This window comes from Nocardia sp. FBN12 (genome assembly GCF_054031145.1).
Window position 1 is genome coordinate 7,233,908 of record NZ_CM132926.1, and the last position, 17,955, is coordinate 7,251,862.

Here is a 17,955-nt window from a genome sequence, read left to right on the forward strand (position 1 = left end):
GGACAGCGGAGCCTCTTGTCGTTGTGCCGACCCCACGACTCGCAATCAGACGGTCATGTCTGTGGTCGGTGGGTGCGGGTATGCCCCACCTGAGGTGAGCCGACAACGAGAGGAGTTCGATCTCGTGGAGGAGATATTGCGGCCGATCATCGTGCTGCTCGGTACGGTGGCGATCACGGTTTCGGTGGGTTTGCTGGTCGAGCGTCTGCTGCGCTACGCGGCGCGCCGCAGTCCCAGCGTCCACCTGCCGTCGCTGCGGCGACTGCAACTGCCGCTTCAGGTGCTGCTCGGCACGGTCACCCTGCACGGGGTCTACCCCTATGCTGAGCTCGACCTGCGCCAGGACGCGGTGATCCGGAACTTCCTGGCGACAGCGGCCATCATCGCCGCGGTGTGGTTGGTCATCCGGGCCACCGACGTGGCCGCCGATAGCCTGCTCGGCCGCTACGCCCAACGCGCCAGCGAGATTTCGCGCGTGCGTCAGCTGCGCACCCAGCTCGGACTGGTGCGCCGCATCGTCACCTCGGTACTGGTGGTCACCACCGCCGCGGTGGCCATCCTGTTGCTGTTCCCGAGCCTGCGCACCCTTGGCACTTCGATGCTGGCCTCGGCGGGCGTGATCGGCATCATCGTCGGCGTCGCCGCCCAGTCGACCCTGAGCAACCTCATGGCCGGGTTGCAGATCGCCTTCGGCGACTCGGTCAAGATCGGCGATACCGTTGTGGTGGAAGGGGAGTGGGGTGTCGTCGAGGAGATCACCCTGTCCTTCCTGACCGTGCGGATCTGGGACGACCGCAGGCTCACCATGCCGGTGTCCTATTTCAACAGCAAGCCCTACGAGAACTGGTCGCGCGGCGGCGCGCAGGTCACCGGCACGGTACTGCTGCACCTCGACCACAGCACCCCGGTGCAGGCACTGCGCGAGCATCTGCACGCGTATCTGCGCGACTGCGAGGAATGGGACGGTCGCAACTGGAATCTCCTGGTCACCGACAGCACGCCGACCGACATCGTCGTGCGTGCGACGATGTCGGCCGCCGATGCCGACGACGCGTGGACCCTGCGCTGCGCGGTCCGCGAGGAGCTACTGCACTGGATCGGGCGCCATCACGCCTATGCGCTGCCCAAGATCCCGACGTCGATCACGCACTCCGTCGAAGACGCACGTGCAGGTGATCGCGTCGACGATCAGAGCGCGCGGGCTACGGCGCGCTAGGCCCTGCCGGTCGGTGCGCTCGATCAGGCGGGCCGCAGTCTCACTTGAAGCGCTCGGCCAACAGGTCCAGCGTCGCCATGGCAACCCGATAGTCCGGGCGCTTGCTGTCCGCGGGCAGTTCGTAGACCTGGCCCTGCTGGAAGGACGGGAGCATGGCCAGTGCCGGATCTTGCTTCAGCTGGGCGATATCGCGGCCGTTGTCGACCGAGATCACGAACAGCACCGGAGCGTCGACGACGGTGCTCAGCAGTTCGGGGCTGAAGGTCACCCAGTCGCCTGCCGCGGGCCGGGTCGGGTTGCCCGCCTTCGCTTCGATCTTGTCGTCGATGGTGAAGCCGACGTCGGCGAGCAACGCGCCCAGCGGGGCATTGGGGACGAGCAGGATGGGCTTGCCGTCCGATTGGGACTGCATCACGGCAGTCGCGCCCTGCGGCAGCTTCACAGTCGATTTCACCTTCGCGACTTTGTCGTTGTAGGCGGTGATCATGGTGTCCACCTTGTCGACGCGGTTCACGATGTTGGCCACCGACTTCAACTGGTCCTGCCAGTTGGTGGCATCCGACGGCACTAGCGCGGTGGGCGCGACGGCCGTGAGCTTGTCGTAGTTCTTGATCGTCTGCTGGCCCGGATAGCCCGGTCCGCCGCCGATGATCAGGTCCGGCCGCTGGGCGGCGATGAACTCCAGGTTCAGGTCGTCTCCGGAAGGCACCGTCACGGCGCCCTGTTCCTTGGCGTCCGCGGCCCAGGACGGGGGGAACTCGCCGGGCTTCAGCGTGAGGCCGAGGATGCGCGGGTCCGCGGCTTTCACGTTGGCGTCGAGGTCGAAGAGGTAGCCGGCGAGCGCGCCGTTGAGGACCACGATGCGCTGCGGGTCGGCGGGCACGGTGACGAGGCCCTTGGCGGTTTCCACCTGGCGAGTGCCGGTGCCTGCCGCCTGTTCGGCGGTGGAGCCGCCGCAGCCCGCGGCTGTCGCGGCCACCGCGACGATCAGGAGCGCGACGGCGGCACGCATGCGCGCCGTCATTTGATGAACTGACATGAACGGTGTTCCTGTTCTCTATGGGATTGCCGCCCAACGGGATGCGGCGGCCAGAAGGGCCCTGCCGTCGCGCGCAACGGCAGGGCCCTTGGTCGTTCACGGAAGTGGCTGTGCCACAACCGCGCTCGAATCGAGGATCAGGCAGATCGGCGTTCGGTGGATTCCACCTGCGCGCTGCCGAGCTGATCGATCAGATTGTCGGTGCTGGTGACGGCGCCGCAGCGGCGGGCGACGTAATTCAGCGCCATGATGTGTTCGTCGCGACTGAAGTCGGCGGTGGCGTCGTGGACGAGGAAGGGGCGGACATCGCCCATGAAAGCCTCCGCGGCACTGAGCATGCAGCCCATGTGGGTGTAGACGCCGGTGATGAGAAGCTGATCGCGACCGTAGTAGCCCAGCAGTTCACGCAGGTCGGTGCGCTGGAAGGCGGAGTAGCGCCACTTGGTGACCTGGATGTCGCGTGGATCGGGGGCGATGGCGTTGATCACCTCGGTGTCGGCACCCTCGGACATGCCGGTACCCCAGAAGTCCGCGAGGATGCCGCGCCGGGACGGATGCTGGTCGCCGGGTTGCATCGTGTAGATGACCGGGATGTCGAGCTGGTGGCAGTGGTCGCGCAACTTGGCGATATTGGTGATGAGGGTGCGGGCGGGGTCGCGGTACAGGTCGTAGGCGTCGAGGAAGTACTGCTGCATGTCGTGGATCAGCAGCGCGCTGCGGCCGGGGTCGGCGGTCCAGTCGACCTGGGCGGCGGTGAATTCGTCCGCGCTCGGCATCGGGTACGGCGCGATCGGGGGGATGGGCATGCGGGATCTCCGTTGGCTCTTCGGTGGGGTCGGCGGGGGTCAGCCGACGCTGACGGGCAGGTCGGCGATACCGAGCGGCCCGAGGATGCGCTGGAATTTGCCGGTGGTCTCAGCCAATTCGGCGGCGGGGTCGGAGGCGGCGACGATCCCGCCGCCCGCGTGGGCGAGCAGGGTGGTGCCGTCGGCGGACAGTTCGGCGCAGCGGATGCTCACCATCCACTCACCGTTGCCGTCGGCATCACACCAGCCGACCGCGCCCGCGTAGAAGCCGCGTTCGCCCTCGAGTTCGGCGATGACGCGGGCCGCCGCCGCGGTGGGTGTGCCGCAGATCGCGGGCGTCGGATGCAGGGCTACGGCCAGCTCGAGCGCCGAGGGCCCGGCGAGCGGGACGGTGGCGGTGATCGGGGTGCCGATGTGCCACATGGCCGGAGTGGCCATGAGTTCCGGTGCGGGAGTGTGGACTTCGGCGCACCGGTCGCGAAGTACGGCCGAAACCTGATCGGTGACGAAGCGATGTTCGGCCAGGTCTTTGGTGGAGGCGAGCAGGGTGTCGGCGGCGCTCCGGTCGGCGCTGCTGTCGTCGAGCACGCGGCGAGCCGAACCTGCCAGCGGATGGCTTAGGACCTGGTTTCCGGTGCGGTGCACCAGGATCTCCGGGCTGGAGCCGACGAGGTGTCGACCGGGATATCGGCCACCCGCCGCGGACAGGTCGACCAGGAAGCCGTTCGACATCGGATCCGAGGCGATCATCATGTCGAGAATGTCCAGCGCGCGAACCGGATTCGCGGAGCGAGCACGAACGGCTCTGGCCAGCACCACCTTTCGCAGCGGATGGGCGGGGTCGGCGAGGAGTTCGACGGCGTTGGCGACGCGCTGCCGGTGCTCCTCCGGCGTGGGCAGCGCCGCGTCGAATTCGAACTGCGGGAGCGCACGCGAGCTGGGCTCACGGGGGGATCCCTGCGAGCTGGGCAGGGGAGCCGCCTGCGGATCGAGCACCCGCGCACCTGGCTGGTGCGGCGCCTCGGTGATCGTCACCGAATCCGGCGCCCAGAGTGCGGCCGGGGCACCGGGCGTGAACGGTAGCGCGCCGACGATGTGGCTGATCCGGCCACTGCGCAGCGCGGTGATCGCCTCGTGTGCCGAGCGGAAGACCGTCCCGCCCGCGGTGGCGGACACGGTCCGCCGCGGACGGGACAGCAGGAAAGCGGGGTCTGAGCTGTCGGTACTGATGGTGATCATTCCTCTCGGTCACATGTCGAGCGTTGCGCCACCGTCGACCCGCAGGTCGTGCATGGTGATGTGGCGGGCGTCCTCGGACGCCAGGAAGTGGACTGAGCCCGCGATATCGGCGGGAGTGGCGATGCGCCGCAAGGGGATTCCGAGGCGATAGACACTCGGATCGCCGTCGAGCAGCGCGTTCTCGGCCGCGTCGTCGACGGTGCCGCCGAACATGTCGCGCAGCATCGGGGTATCGGTGGAGCCCGGCGAAACCAGGTTCACCCGCACGCCCAGCGGCGCGACCTGCAGGGCGAGGGAGCGGGTGAACGCGGTCGCGGCGGCCTTGGCGGCGCCGTAGGCGGCCATCCCGACGCGTGGCGTGGCGGCCGCGTTCGAGGAGACGACCACGATCGCCCCGCGACCGGCGGACACCATCTCGGCGGCCGCGCGCTGGGTGACCAGCATCGTGCCGGTGGCATTGACGGTCAGGCAACGCGCCCAGTCCTGGGGGTCGAGCTCCAGCGCGGAGCCACCGACCATTAGTCCGGCCGCGTGCACGACGACATCGGGCGGCCCGTATTCGGTGACGAGACGGTCGAAGGCCGCGCGCACGGAACCGGCATCGCTGACATCGACCTCGACGCCGTGAACAGATTGTGTTGGCGCATAGGCTGTTCCACGCGCCCCGGTCGCGGCGCCCCGAGCGGCCGACGTCGACACGGCATCGGTGTCGCGCGAGAGGCGGCCCCCGGCCGACGCCGCCACTGCCGCGGCGGCCGTGTGTACGGCGGGGTCGCGGTCCCACAGGGAGAGGACCCGGGCTTCACCGGCGAAACGGGCGGCGATCGCGGCGCCGATGCCCCCCGCGGCGCCGGTGACGACAACGATCCGCCCTCTGGACTCACCACTATGCATGAGGTTAGCCTAACCTGATTTCATCGTCGGGTGGTTAGCTTCCCTCACAGCTTCCGGCGAGGAATTCCGAAGACCCGCTGGAAAGAGGTGCTCGACTTGACCGATCCCGTGCTCCCCGGCTTCACACCATGGCCCGCTGAGCTGGCACAACGCTATCGAGAGCAGAACTGTTGGACCGGTGAGACATTCGGCGATGTGCTCACCGCGCGCGCGGTCGCGGCGCCGGACCGGATCGCGGTCCTCGACGACGCGAACAGCTGGACCTACGCCGAACTCGACCACCGTTCGAGCTCGCTCGCGACCGGTTTCGTCCGCCTCGGCATCGCACCCGGCGACCGGGTGCTGGTGCAGCTGCCCAACCGCGCCGAGTTCGTCGAGGTGATCTTCGCGCTGTTCAAACTCGGCGCGCTGCCGGTGTTCTGTCTGCCCGCCCACCGCAAGGCCGAGCTGGTGCCGATCGCGCAGGCCGCCGCGGCGACGGCGATGATCACCTGTGGCACTCATCAGCGATTCGATTACGCGGCGCTGGCCGCCGAGGTGCGCGCCGAGGTCGAGAGTCTGCGCCACCTGCTGCTGATCGACTGCGAGTCGCTGCCCGATGGCGCGCACGGCATCGACGAATATCGGGACACCCCTGCCGAATTGGCGGGTCCGTCGGCCAGCGATGTGGCGTTCCTGCAGCTGTCGGGTGGCAGTACCGGCATCCCGAAGCTCATCGCCCGTACCCACGACGACTACCTCTACAGCGTGCGCCGCAGCGCCGAGATCTGCGCACTCGATCACGCGACCGTCTATCTCGCGACGCTGCCGATCGCGCACAACTTCCCGATGAGCTCGCCCGGCATCCTGGGCGCACTGTGGGCGGGCGGCGCGGTCGCGATGACGCCGGATCCGACTCCGGCGACGGCCTTTCCGCTGATCGAGCGGTTCGGCGTCACCATCACGGGCCTGGTGCCCCCGCTGGCGCGGCTGTGGACCGAGCGTGCCGAGGCGGGCGAGACCCCTGATCTGTCCAGTCTGCGAGTGCTCCAGGTAGGCGGGGCGCGGTGCCAGGACGAGCTCGCCCGCCGGATCGGTCCCGCGCTCGGGGTGACCTTGCAGCAGGTGTTCGGTATGGCCGAGGGCCTGGTCTGCTACACCCGGCTCGACGACCCGATCGACGTGGTGGTCAGCACCCAGGGGCGGCCGATGTCGGAGCACGATCAGCTCGCCGTCGTCGACGACAGCGGAACCGAGGTGGCGCCGGGCGGTACAGGCAACCTGATCACGCAGGGCCCCTACACAATTCGCGGCTACTACAACAACCCCGACGCTGACGCCCGCAGCTTCACCGCCGACGGCTGGTACCGCACCGGCGACATCGTGTCCGTGCGCCCCGACGGCAACCTCGTGGTCGCGGGCCGGGCAGGCGACTGGGTGAACCGGGGCGGCGAGAAGGTGTCGGCCGAGGAGCTCGAGGCGCACCTGCTCGAACATCCCGCGGTCCGCGACGCTGTCATCGTCGGAACACCGGATCCGGTGCTGGGTCAACGTATCTGTGCCTTCGTCCAGCCGATCGATCCCGCGCAGCGACCCACGCTGATCTCGGTGCGCAAGTTCGTCCGCTCGCGCGGCGTCGCGGCGTGGAAGATGCCCGACACGGTCGTGGTTGTCGACGAATTCCCGGAAACCGGCGTCGGCAAGACCAGTCGCAAGGATTTGCGGCAGGCCCTCGCCGACGGTGCGCACGGCAACTGACAGGGCGGCTCGCAGGTTCTCGCTGACGCGGCGCCCGGCATCCGAATGGGTCGGCGGTGGCACACTGTCACCGCCGACCCGCACCCGAACGGCGCGCTCAGGCCAGCAGTTCGATCCACGACCCGAGCACGGGATCACCGGCGAGCGTGGGGAAGTCGATGTCTGCATGTCCGGCCGACCGCCATTTCTCCACGAGCGACATGATGCGTACGGAGTCGAGCCCCGCGTCGAGCAGGTCGGTATCGGTGGCCAGTTCGGATCGGTCGACGCCGAGTGCCGTGGCCACATCGGTGATGACTTGTTCGTCGGTCATCGCTCATTCCTCTCGATCGAAGTCGGCGACGCCGCGCTTCCAGTAGCCGGCGATCAGTGAGTCCTTGGGGCCGATGCCGAGTTCGCCGCGCACGACCTTGCGAATGCCACGCAGGCATCCGGCCTCGCCCGCGACCCACGCGTAAACGCGCTGTCCAGCCGGAACTTCCACGCCGCGCACGGCCTTCTCCAGTGCGTCACCGGTGCCCGGCTCGAGGTCGCCACGGTGCAGCCAGCGCACCTGTATGCCCTCGGGCGCGTCGATCTCGATCTCTTCCTCGGGTCCGGTCACCTCGATGAACGCCCAGCCCTGCGCGGTCCGCCGCAACCGTTCCAGCCAGCGCGCGATGGCGGGCAGTGCGGTGATGTCACCGACGAAGAGGAACTTGTCGTAGGACTCGGGGACGACGACGCCGCCGGGCGGGCCCGCGATGTGGATCTTGGTGCCCGGGGTCGCCGCGCTCGCCCACTCCGAGGCCAAGCCGCCGGGGTGGATCGCGAAATCGATGTCGAGTTCGTTGTCGGCGATGCTGTGGCGGCGCACGGTGTATTCGCGCGACACCGGTCGCGGGTTGCCCCACTCGAGTGATTGACCGTCGCGCGCGGGCAGGCGAAGCACGCCGTCCTCGCACGGAAAGACCAGGCGCACATGTTCATCCGGCACGTAGCTGTGGAAGGACGCGATATCGGGACCGCCGAAGGTGATCCTGAGCAGCCCGGCCCCGACGGCGACCGTGCGGATCACCTCCACTTCCTGCAGTCCGATCGGATACGGGACCTTGGCGCCGTGCTCACTGGCGAGCACTTCGGCGATGCGCGCGGCATAGCCACTGCGATCTGTCACTGCTGTTCCTTTCCGTGCAGCGGCCCGGCGGCGAGTGCCACCACGCCGGTGAGTACCAGGACCGCGACGCCGTAGATCACGAGCGCGGAGCCAGGTGCGAAGAATTGGCCGACGAAACCGGCGACCATCGAGCCGATCGCGGTGCCGGTCACCGACTGCACCATGAGCAGCCCGGCCATCCGGCCGCGCAGTTCCTCAGGCGCCTGCTGTTGCAGCAGGGTGTAGCGCAGCACGATGTTCACCGCCCTGGCCAGGCCGAATCCGGCCAGCCCGAGGAAGACCAGCGCCGCGTGCGACCACAGTCCGGCGGCGATCACCCCCAGTGGCATGAGTGCCAGCGAGATCAGCAGGGCCAAACCGTTGTAGCGGGTGCGGCTCATCCAGCCGCTGGTGAGCGAGCCGATGACAGCACCGGCGCCCGGCGCGGCGTAGAGCAGGCCGAGGGTGCCGGGGCCCGCGCCGAGTTCGACATCGGCGTAGGCGGGCAGCAGCACCAGTGGCCCGCTGACCAGCATGGCGATCATGCCGGTCAGCAAGATGATTCGAATAGTCTTGTGCTGCACGGCGAATCGAATGCCGATCGCCAATTCGCGCAGCGGGTTCTGCAGCTCGCGGGCCGGCGGTGGGGCAGGACCGATCGCGGTGATCAGTCCGACCGTGGCGGCGGTGGCGCCCGCGCACAGGAAGAACGCGACCGACACCCCCGCCTGCGCGACGAGCACACCGGCGATCGCGGGCGTGATCATCGTGCCCACGTCGGTGGTGAGCGCGGTCAAAGCGCCTGCCGCCGCGATCTTGTCGCGCCCGACGAGCATCGGGACCAGTGCCATCAGGGCCGAGCCGCTCACCCCGCCCGCGAGCCCGTCGATGACGGCGGCCAGATAGATCACCGACAGCATCGGATCCGGCAGCACGGCATTGATGCCGAGCATCAGAAAGCCGAAACCTGCTGCACTGCGCGACCATTGGATCACGGTGCGCCGGTCGTAGCGGTCGGCGATCACCCCGCCGGCGAGGCTGCCTGCGAACAGTGCAGCCGCGGTGGTTGTCGCGATGCCGGCGACCTGCAGGGTCGAGCCGGTCAGTTGATAGACCTGCAACGGCAGGGCCACCATGAGCAGCCCGAGCCCGAGCACCGACACCAGCCGCGCCGCGAACGCGCACCGGAACGGACGCGAGGTCCGTAGCGGGCTGATGTCGATGAGCAGGCCGCCGACCGCTGTCACTTGAAGCGTTCCACGAGCAGATCGAGCGTGGTCATGACCGTGCGGTAGTCCGGACGCGAGCTGGTGGCGGGCAGCTCGAAGACCGTGTTCGCCTTGAACGAGGGCAGCGACGCGTACATCGGGTCGGCCCGCAGCTCAGCCAGGCTCCGCCCGCCGTTGAGCGGGATCATGAACAGCACGGGCGCGTCGACGGCGGTGTTCAGCAGCTCCGGGCTGAAGCTGATGAAGTCGGCGCTGCCTTCGCGAGCGGGGTTGCCCGCCTTGGCTTCGAGCTGCTGATCCAGGGTGAACCCGACCTCCGACAGCAGCGTGGGCAGTGCGGCGGTCGGCACGAACGCGGTCGGCTTCTGGCTCTTGAGCGACTGCATGATCACGGTGTTGCCCGCGGGCGCCTTGATGGCGGCCTTGGCCTTGGCCAGCTTGTCCTTGTAGTTGGTGATCAGCTGGTCGACCTTGGACGGCTTGCCGACCACATCGGCGATCACCCGCAGCTGGTCCTGCCAGTAGGTGGTCTCGGTCGGCACCAGCACGGTCGGGGCGATCGCGCTGAGCTGGTCGTAGGCGTTCACCGACTGCTGGGCCGGGTAGCCCTGGCCGCCGCCGATGATCAGGTCGGGGCGCTGGGCGGCGATGAACTCCAGGTTGATGTTCTCGCCGGTCGGCAGGGCCTTCGTGCCCTGCTTCGCCGCGTCCTCGGCCCAGCCGGTCGGGAACTCGCCGGGCTTGCTTGCCACGCCGAGCAGGCGCGGGTCGGCGGCGACGACGGGCGCCTCGAGGTCGTAGAGGTAGCCGGCCAGGGTGCCGTTGAGCACGACGATCCGCTGCGGATCGGCGGGCACGGAGACGGTGCCCTTCGGCGTCTGGACCTCGCGCGGACCGGTGGGTGCGGCGGTGTCGCCCGAGGAGCTACTGCAGCCGGTGAGCGCTGCGATCAGCGCGAGAACCAGCAGGGCGAGGGTGGCGCGGAGCCTGCCCGATGATCGTGTGGTGAACATGGAAGGGGTTGTCCTCATCTTTCTTTTCGAACGGTGAAAAGCGGTGTGCTGCATGCTCAGCCGCTGATCACCGGGTCTGTGTCGAGAAGTGCCGCGATCTCGGCCCAGCCGGCGGGCGACACGATCTCGAAGTGGGAGTAGGGCAGTCGGCGCACCACGAGCCGGGCCTGTGCGGACTGCCAGCCCGCCAGTTGCGCCTCGGTGCGGCCGGGTGTGGTTCCGGTGTCGGCGGCGTAGAGCGCCATCGGGCCGTCGTACGCGGCCGCGGTGGACGCGGAGACGAGGCCGAGCAGGGTGGTCGCGGCTTCGCGTAGCTTCGTCACCAGTTCCGGTGCGTCCTCGGGGATTTCGGGGAGCAGCTGGTCCAGGTCGGCGGGGTCGGCAAGGGCGCGGGACGCCTGTTCGGTGAGATCGGACAGGGCGAACGCGTCGACCAGGCCGATGAAGTCGACCTGTTCGCCCGCCGCGGTCAGTGCGGCGGCCATGGCGTGGGCGATGGTGCCGCCGAGGGAGTAGCCGAGCAGGTGGTAGGGGCCGTGCGGTTGGATTCGGCGGATGGTCGACATGTAGTGCGCGGCCAGGTCGTCGATGGTCTCGGCACGGAAAGTGTTGTCGCTCAGGGTGGGTAGTTGCAGGCCGATGATCGGGCGCTCGGCGCGCAGGAGTGTCGCGAGGGGGCCGAATTGCCAGGCGGTGCCGCCGACCGGGTGAACGCAGAACAGCGGATCCCGCGAACCGGTGGGGCGCAGTTCGAGGACATGGTCGAGTCGGGAGCCCCAGGCATTCTCGAGGTCCGTGCTTTCCGCCGTTCGAGAGCTGTTGTCGCTCTGCGTGATCCGGTCGGCGAGGGCTTGTGGTGTCGGCGCTTCGAACACATCGTCGAGCACGACCGCGAGCCCTGCCCGCCGCAGCCTGCCCATCACCCGCACAGCCGTGAGGGAGTGCCCACCTGCCTCGAAGAAGTCGGCGTCGGCACCGATGTCGGCGGTGGAGAGCACCGCGGCCATTGCCGTGCGGATGGTGCTGACCAGGTCGGTGTCGTGGTTGCGGCCGGTACTGGTCGCGGTGGTGTCGCCGACGGCAATCAGATCGCGGGCGCTCGGCGTATTCCGCGGCCTGTGCCGGGTATCCGCGGGCATTTCGGGCGATGGCCCAGCGTTACTCGGTGCGGCCGTGAGGTTCTCGGCACCGTAGACCGCGTAGGTCGGGACGGGCAGGGCTTTGCGGTCGATCTTCTCGCTCGTCGTGCGGGGGATGTGGTCGAGGACGACGAACGCGGCGGGGACCATGTAGGCGGGCACCCGTGCTTGTAGGCCGGACCGGACGGTGGCGATGTCGATCTCGGTGTCCGCCTTGGCGACCAGGTAGGCGACGAGGCGTTGATCGCCGGGGGTGTCCTCGCGCAGGATCACCGCGGAGTGGGCGACGCCGGGGCAATGCAGCAGGGCCGCTTCGATTTCGCCGAGTTCGATGCGTTGACCGCGCAGCTTCACCTGGCTGTCGGCGCGGCCCACGTAGTCGAGTTCGCCGTGCGGGCCCCAGCTCGCGAGATCGCCGGTGCGGTACATCCGTTCGCCGTTACCCAGCGGGTCGGCGACGAACGAACCCGCGGTTCGGCCCGGACGCGCTAGGTAGCCGCGCGCCAATTGTGTTCCGGTGAGGTACAACTCGCCGATCACCCCGGCCGGAACCGGGTGGAGTTCGGTGTCGAGGACGCGTACGTCGGCACCCGAGGCCGGTAGGCCGATCGGGACATTGCCGCTGTCGGCGTCGGAGGTCTCGTGGTGGGTGATGCAGACCGCGGCTTCGGTGGGCCCGTAGAGGTTGTGCACTCGGGCGCCGGTGAGCGTCCTGATCCGCTGTGCGGTCGGCGGGGGCAGTGGTTCGCCACCGGTGATCACGCAGCGCAGCGCGGTGCAGCCGCTCAGGTCGGCTTCCTCGGCGAGCACGGTGAGCATCGACGATGTCAGCTGCACCATGCCGACCCGCTCGGTCGCCATCAGGTCGGCGAGATAGTGCGGGTCGCGGTCGAGTCGCCCGGAGACCGGTGCGGCGACGACGCGTGCGCCGACCAGCAAGGGCCAGAACAGTTCGAGCAGGGAGGCATCGAAAGTCGCCGCGGTGCGGTACAAGACGGTGTCGCCCGCGCCGAACCGGTGCCGTCGCTGCATCCACTCGAAGGTGTTGACGATCGCCTCGTGCGAGACGCTCACGCCCTTCGGTTCGCCGGTGGAGCCCGAGGTGAACAGCAGGTACGCGGCATTGCGGGGGAGCAGTGGTGCGAGTCGGTCGAGGTCGGTGATCGAGGTATCGGCGAAACCGGACAGCTCCAGTGCTTCGACGTGCGTCACCGGCGCGCGATCGGTCCGGAAGCCGTCGACCGCGGTGGTGAGAACCAGTGCGGCGGCGGATGTTCCGAGGATTCGGTCGGCGCGTTGCGCGGGACTGTGCGGGTCGAGCGGCAGATAGACTCCGCCGGCTCGGCACACAGCGTGCGCGGCGACGATCGAATCGATCCCCCGAGTCATCGCCACCGCGACCACAGTTTCGGGCTGGACACCCTGGTCGACGAGCCATCGCGCGAGCCGATGGACCCGGCCGCCGAATTCACCGAACGTGATCGTCACGCCGTTCGCCGTGACGGCAGGCGCGTCGGCGGCGATCGGTGCTGCTGATGACCAGTCGGCCAGCGTGCTGCCGTGTGTTTCCGACGGCATCGCGGCGGTCATGGTCTGCCCGACGGTGCCGTTGAGATCGGCTGCCAGCGTGGACAATACGGCTGCGAGCCGATCGCTCAGCCGCGCGGCGACCTGACCCGCCACCTCGGCCGGGTCGTGGTGCAGCATCAGCGTGAACTCGGCCCCTGGCAGCGCGGTCACCGTGACCGGGAAGTCCGTCAACCCGTCCACATCGACGTCGAGGACCTGAACCCCACCCGGGTCCGGCTGTAACAGACCGGCTTTCGGGAAGTTCTGGAACACGACCAGCGAATCGAACAACCGCCCGATCCCCACTGCCCGCTCGATGGTGGCCAACCCGAGATATCCCCGAGCCTGGCCGTCGAACGACGTCTGCTGCAGGTCACCGAGTTGCTCGGCCACCGCGCGACCGGCCTCGAGCGAGACCCGCACCGGAACGGTATTGCTGAACAACCCGACCATCCCGCCGACCCCGGCCAGATCGGCGGGCCGCCCGGAAACCACGGTCCCGAACACCACATCGGTGCGCCCGAAGTGATCCGCCAGTACCATCGCCCACGCGCCCTGCAGCACCGTGTTCATGGTCAGCCCGTGCTGCCTGGCGTTCTCGGCCAATGCCGTCGCCACGTCAGCCGTGAGCGGAACCCGCAGTCCGACGGGGCGCTGTCGCGCTACGGCTGCCGGATCGGTGCGCGGCGCGTCGGTGCCGGTCGGTGCGAGCGAAGGGGACGCGGCCGGAGCGGGCGCGGAGGTAGCGGTGTCGGCGAGCAAGGTCGGCGCGCGCAGGCCCGTGAGGTTCTCGGTCCACCAGCGCAGGGTGGCGGTGATGTCGCGGGTGGCCAGCCAGGCGAGGTAGTCACCGAAGTAGGCAGGGGGCGCGAGGGTTTCGCCGGTGTAGCGGGCGAGGGTCTCGCGGACCATCGTCGGCACCGACCAGCCGTCGGCCAGGAGGTGGTGGGCGATGAGGACCAGCCAGTGCGAGGTGTCGGTGAGGCGGATCAGGAGGCCGCGGATCAGTGGCGGGTGGTCGATGTCGAACGGTTCGGCACCGGCTCGCTGTATCGAAAGCCGTGCTTGCGCTTCGGGATCGGTGCTGTCGCGTAGATCCTCGACCTGCCACGAGACGCCCGGTGTCCGCGGAACGATCTGCACCGGCTGGTCGAGCTGTTCGTAGCTGAACGCCGCGCCGAGGTTCGGATGCCGCCGCAGCATGTTCGCGAACGCCGCACCCATCCGCTCCGGATCGACCGCGCCCGCGAGCGTGAACCGCGCCGTCATCGTGTAGACGTCGTCGGCACCGTCACGCAACGCGTGGAACAGCAGTCCCTCTTGCAACGGGGATAGTGGCAGGACATCGGCGACCGGGCCGTAGGTGGCGCTGAACTCGTCGACGTCGGTCTGCGAGAGCGCTGGGATCAGGTGGCCGGGTGCCGCGGGCAGGGACGATGCGACCTGCGTGTTCGACGTGCCTGCCGCCCCGGAGCTGTTGTCGACCGATGCCACCGCCTGGGTTGCCGACTCGGGTGAGCCGTTGCCGGGCTCGGTAGCGCGTGACCTCGGCGCGGAGTTCGACGCCGGTGCCGATATCGATCCGGAACTCGGCGATAGGCCCTGGATGGCGCCGGGGAGAACTCCTTCGGCGGCTGGAATCTCGGCTGCGTCGGCGGCCAGCACCGCGAGGCTGTGGCGGGTCAGTAGCTGCTGGGGGAGGAGGGTCAGGCCCTTGGCGCGCAGGGTGCTGCTGACGGTGATGGCGGTGATGCTGTCGCCACCGACGGCGAAGAAGTCGTCGTCCATGCTGACGTTGTCGAGTCCGAGCGTGGCCGAAATCGCCTTGTGGACAGCATGTTCAGCTGTGGTTGCCGGCGCGCGCCCGGCCTCGCCGGTCGCCGGGTCCGGAAGCGCGGCGCGGTCGAGTTTGCCGTTGACCGTGGTCGGCAGTGCGTCGAGGACGACGAGCCGCGCGGGCACCATGTGCTCGGGAACCAGGTCGGCCAGACGGGTACGGGCGTCCGAGGTATCGAGGGTGCTGGTCGCGGCGACTACGTAGCCGATCAAGGTGGGGCGACCGGCGATCTCACGGATATCGGCTGCCGCGCTACGGATCTCGGGCAGACCTTCGAGCGCCGCCGCGACATCGCCGAGTTCGACTCGGTGGCCACGGATCTTCACCTGGTTGTCGACCCGGCCCAAGTATTCGTAACCGAGCCCGGGGACCCAGCGCGCCCGGTCGCCGGTGCGATACATCCGCGCTCCCGGCGGACCGTACGGATCGGCGACGAAGGACTGTGCGGTAGTGGCGAACCGGCCGAGGTAGCCCCGCGCGATCTGCGGACCGGCGAGATAGAGCTCGCCCACCTGCCCATCGGCGACGATCTGCAATCCGTTGTCCAGCAAGTGAACCCGCGAGCCCGCGACCGGCAACCCGATCCGCGGACCAGCGCCGTCGATCGGCGCGCCGAGCACATCCACCGTCGCCTCGGTCGGTCCGTACAGGTTCACCGCGGCGAACCCACCGCGCTCGATCGCGCCCCACAGCTCCGCCGAGCAGGCGTCGCCGCCGATCACCAGCGTCAGCGGTGCTGTCTCACCGATGCTGTCCGCACTCGCGAGATCCGTCGCCGTCGAGACCTGTTCGACGGCTTCGGGCTTCCGGGCGATGGCGCCCGACTGTGCGGGTGACCGCGATTCGCTGGTCAAGCCGTGTTCCAGCAGGGCCGCGATCAAGGACGGAGTGCCATCGACAACGTCGATGCCGTCCTTGGCGAAGGCGTCGACCAGGGCGGCCGGGTCGCGCCGCGTATCGCTGTCGTACACGTGGATTCGGTGTCCAGCGGTCATCCACAGCAACGGATCGAGCGACGCGTCGAACGCGAAGGACGTGGTGTGCGCGATGGTCAGCTGACGGTCGCCCGCACGGCTCGCGGCGGCGCGGTAGATCCCGGCGTGGTGGGCGGCGACGAGCGCCGCCAGCGAGCCGTGCTGAACGACAACACCTTTCGGCTGCCCGGTCGAACCCGAGGTGTAGATGACATACGCCGCGTGCGCCGGCCGCACTGCGATCCCGCCGGCCGTGAACTGACCGGTGCCGGGGTGGTGTGGGTCGCGGTCGGTGGACGCGTAATCGTCCAGCCTCGCGCGCAAGCCTGCATCGTCGATCGCGACGGCGTCAGCACCGAGCTGGGCCGCCAGCTCGCCCGTACTGAGCACCACAACGGGCGCCGCGTCCGCGATCGTCGCGCGCAGCCGGGCGACCGGATGCTCTGGATCAAGGGGCAGATAGGCACCACCGGCCCGCCACACGGCCAGCAGCGCGACGACGAATTCCACATCGCGGGGCAGCGCGAGACCGACGATCGCATCCGGTCCGACCCCGGCCTCGCACAGGAATCGCGCGAGCCGGTTCACCCGGAGCCGAAGTTCGGTGGCGGTGTACGCCGCCTGCGCCGAACTCAGCACCACGGTGTCGGGTTGCTCGGCGAGCACCCGTTCGAGAATGTCGGGCACCATCGAGACGGGCTGCTCGTCGTCAGACGCCGAATCAAGCAGCCGCATCGCCATGGAACGCGCATCGAGCAGTCGCGTGCGCTCGGCCGGGTCGAGCAGCTCGAGCGCACCGACCGCGATCTTGTCCGAGCCGGTGAAAGACTCGATCACCCGCACCAACCCGGCGACCCGCCCCCGCACCGTGTCCGCGTCATTGGTCCGCGCATCGGATTCGAAGCCGAGCAGCACCGTGCCGTCGGGCAGCGGGGTGACGGTCAGCCCGAGGTCCTCGGGTGGACCGCCCGCCACGTTGCGCAGGACACCACGCGCACCGTCGAAATCGAGCGTGAAGTCGAAAACCTTGAGGTTGATGCCGATTCCGTGCAGGAGTTCGCCCGCGCCGTGACCGTGGAAGTCGCGGGCGAGGTCGTCGCCGCTGTAGCGCTGGTGTGAGCGGGTCTCGCGCAGGGTGTCGGCGATGCGCGGGCCCAGCTCGCCGAGCCGGTCGCCGGAACGCACCGGCACCCGCAGGGGCAGCACGTTCACCGCCATGGCGGGGGTGCGCAGCGCGGCGCGGCCGACCCGGCCCATCAGCAGCATCGAGACCACGACATCGCCGGTGCCGAGCAGACGGTGCAGGAACGCGGCGTAGCAGGCGACGAGTGCGTCAGCCCAGGTGATGCCGTGCCGTTCGGCGCTGTCGCGCAGTGCCGCGAGCAGGTCGGAGGTGAGGATCGCTTCGGCGCGGATCGTCCGCTCGACCGCGCCACCCAGATGGCGACCACGACCGTCGAGATCGGGCCATGGGGTGAGCTGATCGCGCCAGTAGGCGCGGTCGGCCTCGAATTCGGGACCGGCCCGATAGGCCTGTTCCTCGGCGACCAGCTCGGCGATGGTCCCGAAAGTATTTTTCGGCGAAGGCTTTCCGCGTCGGAGGGCGGTGTAGTGGGCGGCGACCCGGCGCGAGAGCAGCGCCGCGCTGTACCCGTCGACGATGAGGTGGTGGTAGAGCTGCACGCACCAGACCACGCAGTCGGAGATCCGGATCAGCGTGTAGTTGTACAGCTGCCGGTCGACCATGCCGCGACACCGCTCGGCAGCTTGCGCACGCTCGAGCGCCACCGCCTCGTAGGCCAGCGCCATCGGTTCCGCCGCCGCGCGCAGATCGACGGTCGGGCGGAGCTGTGCCTCGGTCTGACTGACGAATTGCCGTGGTCCATCGGCGGTTTCGACGAATCGCAGCCGCATGTTCTCGGCCTCGGTGACGGTGCGGCGGATCGCCTCGCTCAGCAGCTCGACATCGATCGGCGCGTCGCCGGTGATCTCCAGTACCTCGCCGACCAGGTAGCGCCCGGACTCGGGATCGAAGCGCTGGGCGTTCCAGATGCCGAGCTGCGGTCCGGTCAGCGGTAACTCGAGACCATCAGTCACGGCAACTCCCTCCCTCGTCACATTCACAAAC

The 17,955-nt window shown here is 68.9% G+C and carries 11 protein-coding genes; 2 read left to right on the forward strand and 9 right to left on the reverse strand.

Annotation, left to right across the window (positions count from 1 at the left end):
• Positions 1-124: 124 nt before the first annotated feature.
• Entirely contained in the window at positions 125-1,216 is a 1,092-nt protein-coding gene (locus ACWZHB_RS33935; protein ID WP_427905755.1) for a mechanosensitive ion channel family protein, read from the forward strand.
• 40 nt (positions 1,217-1,256) lie between these two features.
• Here ACWZHB_RS33935 and ACWZHB_RS33940 read toward each other — a convergent pair whose 3' ends face one another.
• The 4 genes from ACWZHB_RS33940 to ACWZHB_RS33955 form a co-directional block, all read right to left on the reverse strand.
• Positions 1,257-2,255: an ABC transporter substrate-binding protein gene (locus ACWZHB_RS33940; protein WP_427905756.1), complete on the reverse strand. Its 999-nt coding sequence runs from the start codon at positions 2,253-2,255 to the stop codon at positions 1,257-1,259.
• A gap of 137 nt (positions 2,256-2,392) precedes the next feature.
• Entirely contained in the window at positions 2,393-3,061 is a 669-nt protein-coding gene (locus tag ACWZHB_RS33945) for an isochorismatase family protein (RefSeq protein WP_427905757.1), read from the reverse strand.
• 39 nt (positions 3,062-3,100) lie between these two features.
• Positions 3,101-4,300 carry an isochorismate synthase gene (locus ACWZHB_RS33950; protein WP_427905758.1) on the reverse strand — a complete coding sequence of 400 codons (1,200 nt, stop codon included), beginning with the start codon at positions 4,298-4,300 and terminating at the stop codon, positions 3,101-3,103.
• Positions 4,301-4,309: 9 nt separating this feature from the next.
• Positions 4,310-5,194: an SDR family oxidoreductase gene (locus tag ACWZHB_RS33955; RefSeq protein WP_427905759.1), complete on the reverse strand. Its 885-nt coding sequence runs from the start codon at positions 5,192-5,194 to the stop codon at positions 4,310-4,312.
• Positions 5,195-5,281: 87 nt separating this feature from the next.
• Between ACWZHB_RS33955 and ACWZHB_RS33960 the strand changes: the two genes are divergently transcribed.
• Positions 5,282-6,931 carry a (2,3-dihydroxybenzoyl)adenylate synthase gene (locus ACWZHB_RS33960; protein ID WP_427909384.1) on the forward strand — a complete coding sequence of 550 codons (1,650 nt, stop codon included), beginning with the start codon at positions 5,282-5,284 and terminating at the stop codon, positions 6,929-6,931.
• Between the two features lie 97 nt (positions 6,932-7,028).
• Here the strand turns inward: ACWZHB_RS33960 and ACWZHB_RS33965 are convergent, their stop codons facing one another.
• Genes ACWZHB_RS33965 through ACWZHB_RS33985 form a run of 5 tightly spaced genes read right to left on the reverse strand, consistent with a single transcriptional unit; the run spans position 7,029 to position 17,924 of the window.
• Positions 7,029-7,244 carry a phosphopantetheine-binding protein gene (locus ACWZHB_RS33965; protein ID WP_358061797.1) on the reverse strand — a complete coding sequence of 72 codons (216 nt, stop codon included), beginning with the start codon at positions 7,242-7,244 and terminating at the stop codon, positions 7,029-7,031.
• Between the two features lie 3 nt (positions 7,245-7,247).
• Complete coding sequence (locus ACWZHB_RS33970) at positions 7,248-8,087, reverse strand: siderophore-interacting protein (RefSeq protein WP_427905760.1); 840 nt, start codon at positions 8,085-8,087, stop codon at positions 7,248-7,250.
• A complete protein-coding gene (gene entS, locus ACWZHB_RS33975; RefSeq protein ID WP_427905761.1) occupies positions 8,084-9,313 on the reverse strand; it encodes an enterobactin transporter EntS in 1,230 nt (409 codons plus the stop codon). The genes ACWZHB_RS33970 and entS overlap by 4 nt, the downstream gene beginning before the upstream one ends.
• A complete protein-coding gene (locus ACWZHB_RS33980) occupies positions 9,310-10,308 on the reverse strand; it encodes an ABC transporter substrate-binding protein (RefSeq protein ID WP_427905762.1) in 999 nt (332 codons plus the stop codon). Before ACWZHB_RS33980 ends, entS begins: the two co-directional genes overlap by 4 nt.
• Before the next feature lie 56 nt (positions 10,309-10,364).
• Entirely contained in the window at positions 10,365-17,924 is a 7,560-nt protein-coding gene (locus ACWZHB_RS33985; RefSeq protein ID WP_427905763.1) for an amino acid adenylation domain-containing protein, read from the reverse strand.
• Positions 17,925-17,955 lie beyond the last annotated feature (31 nt).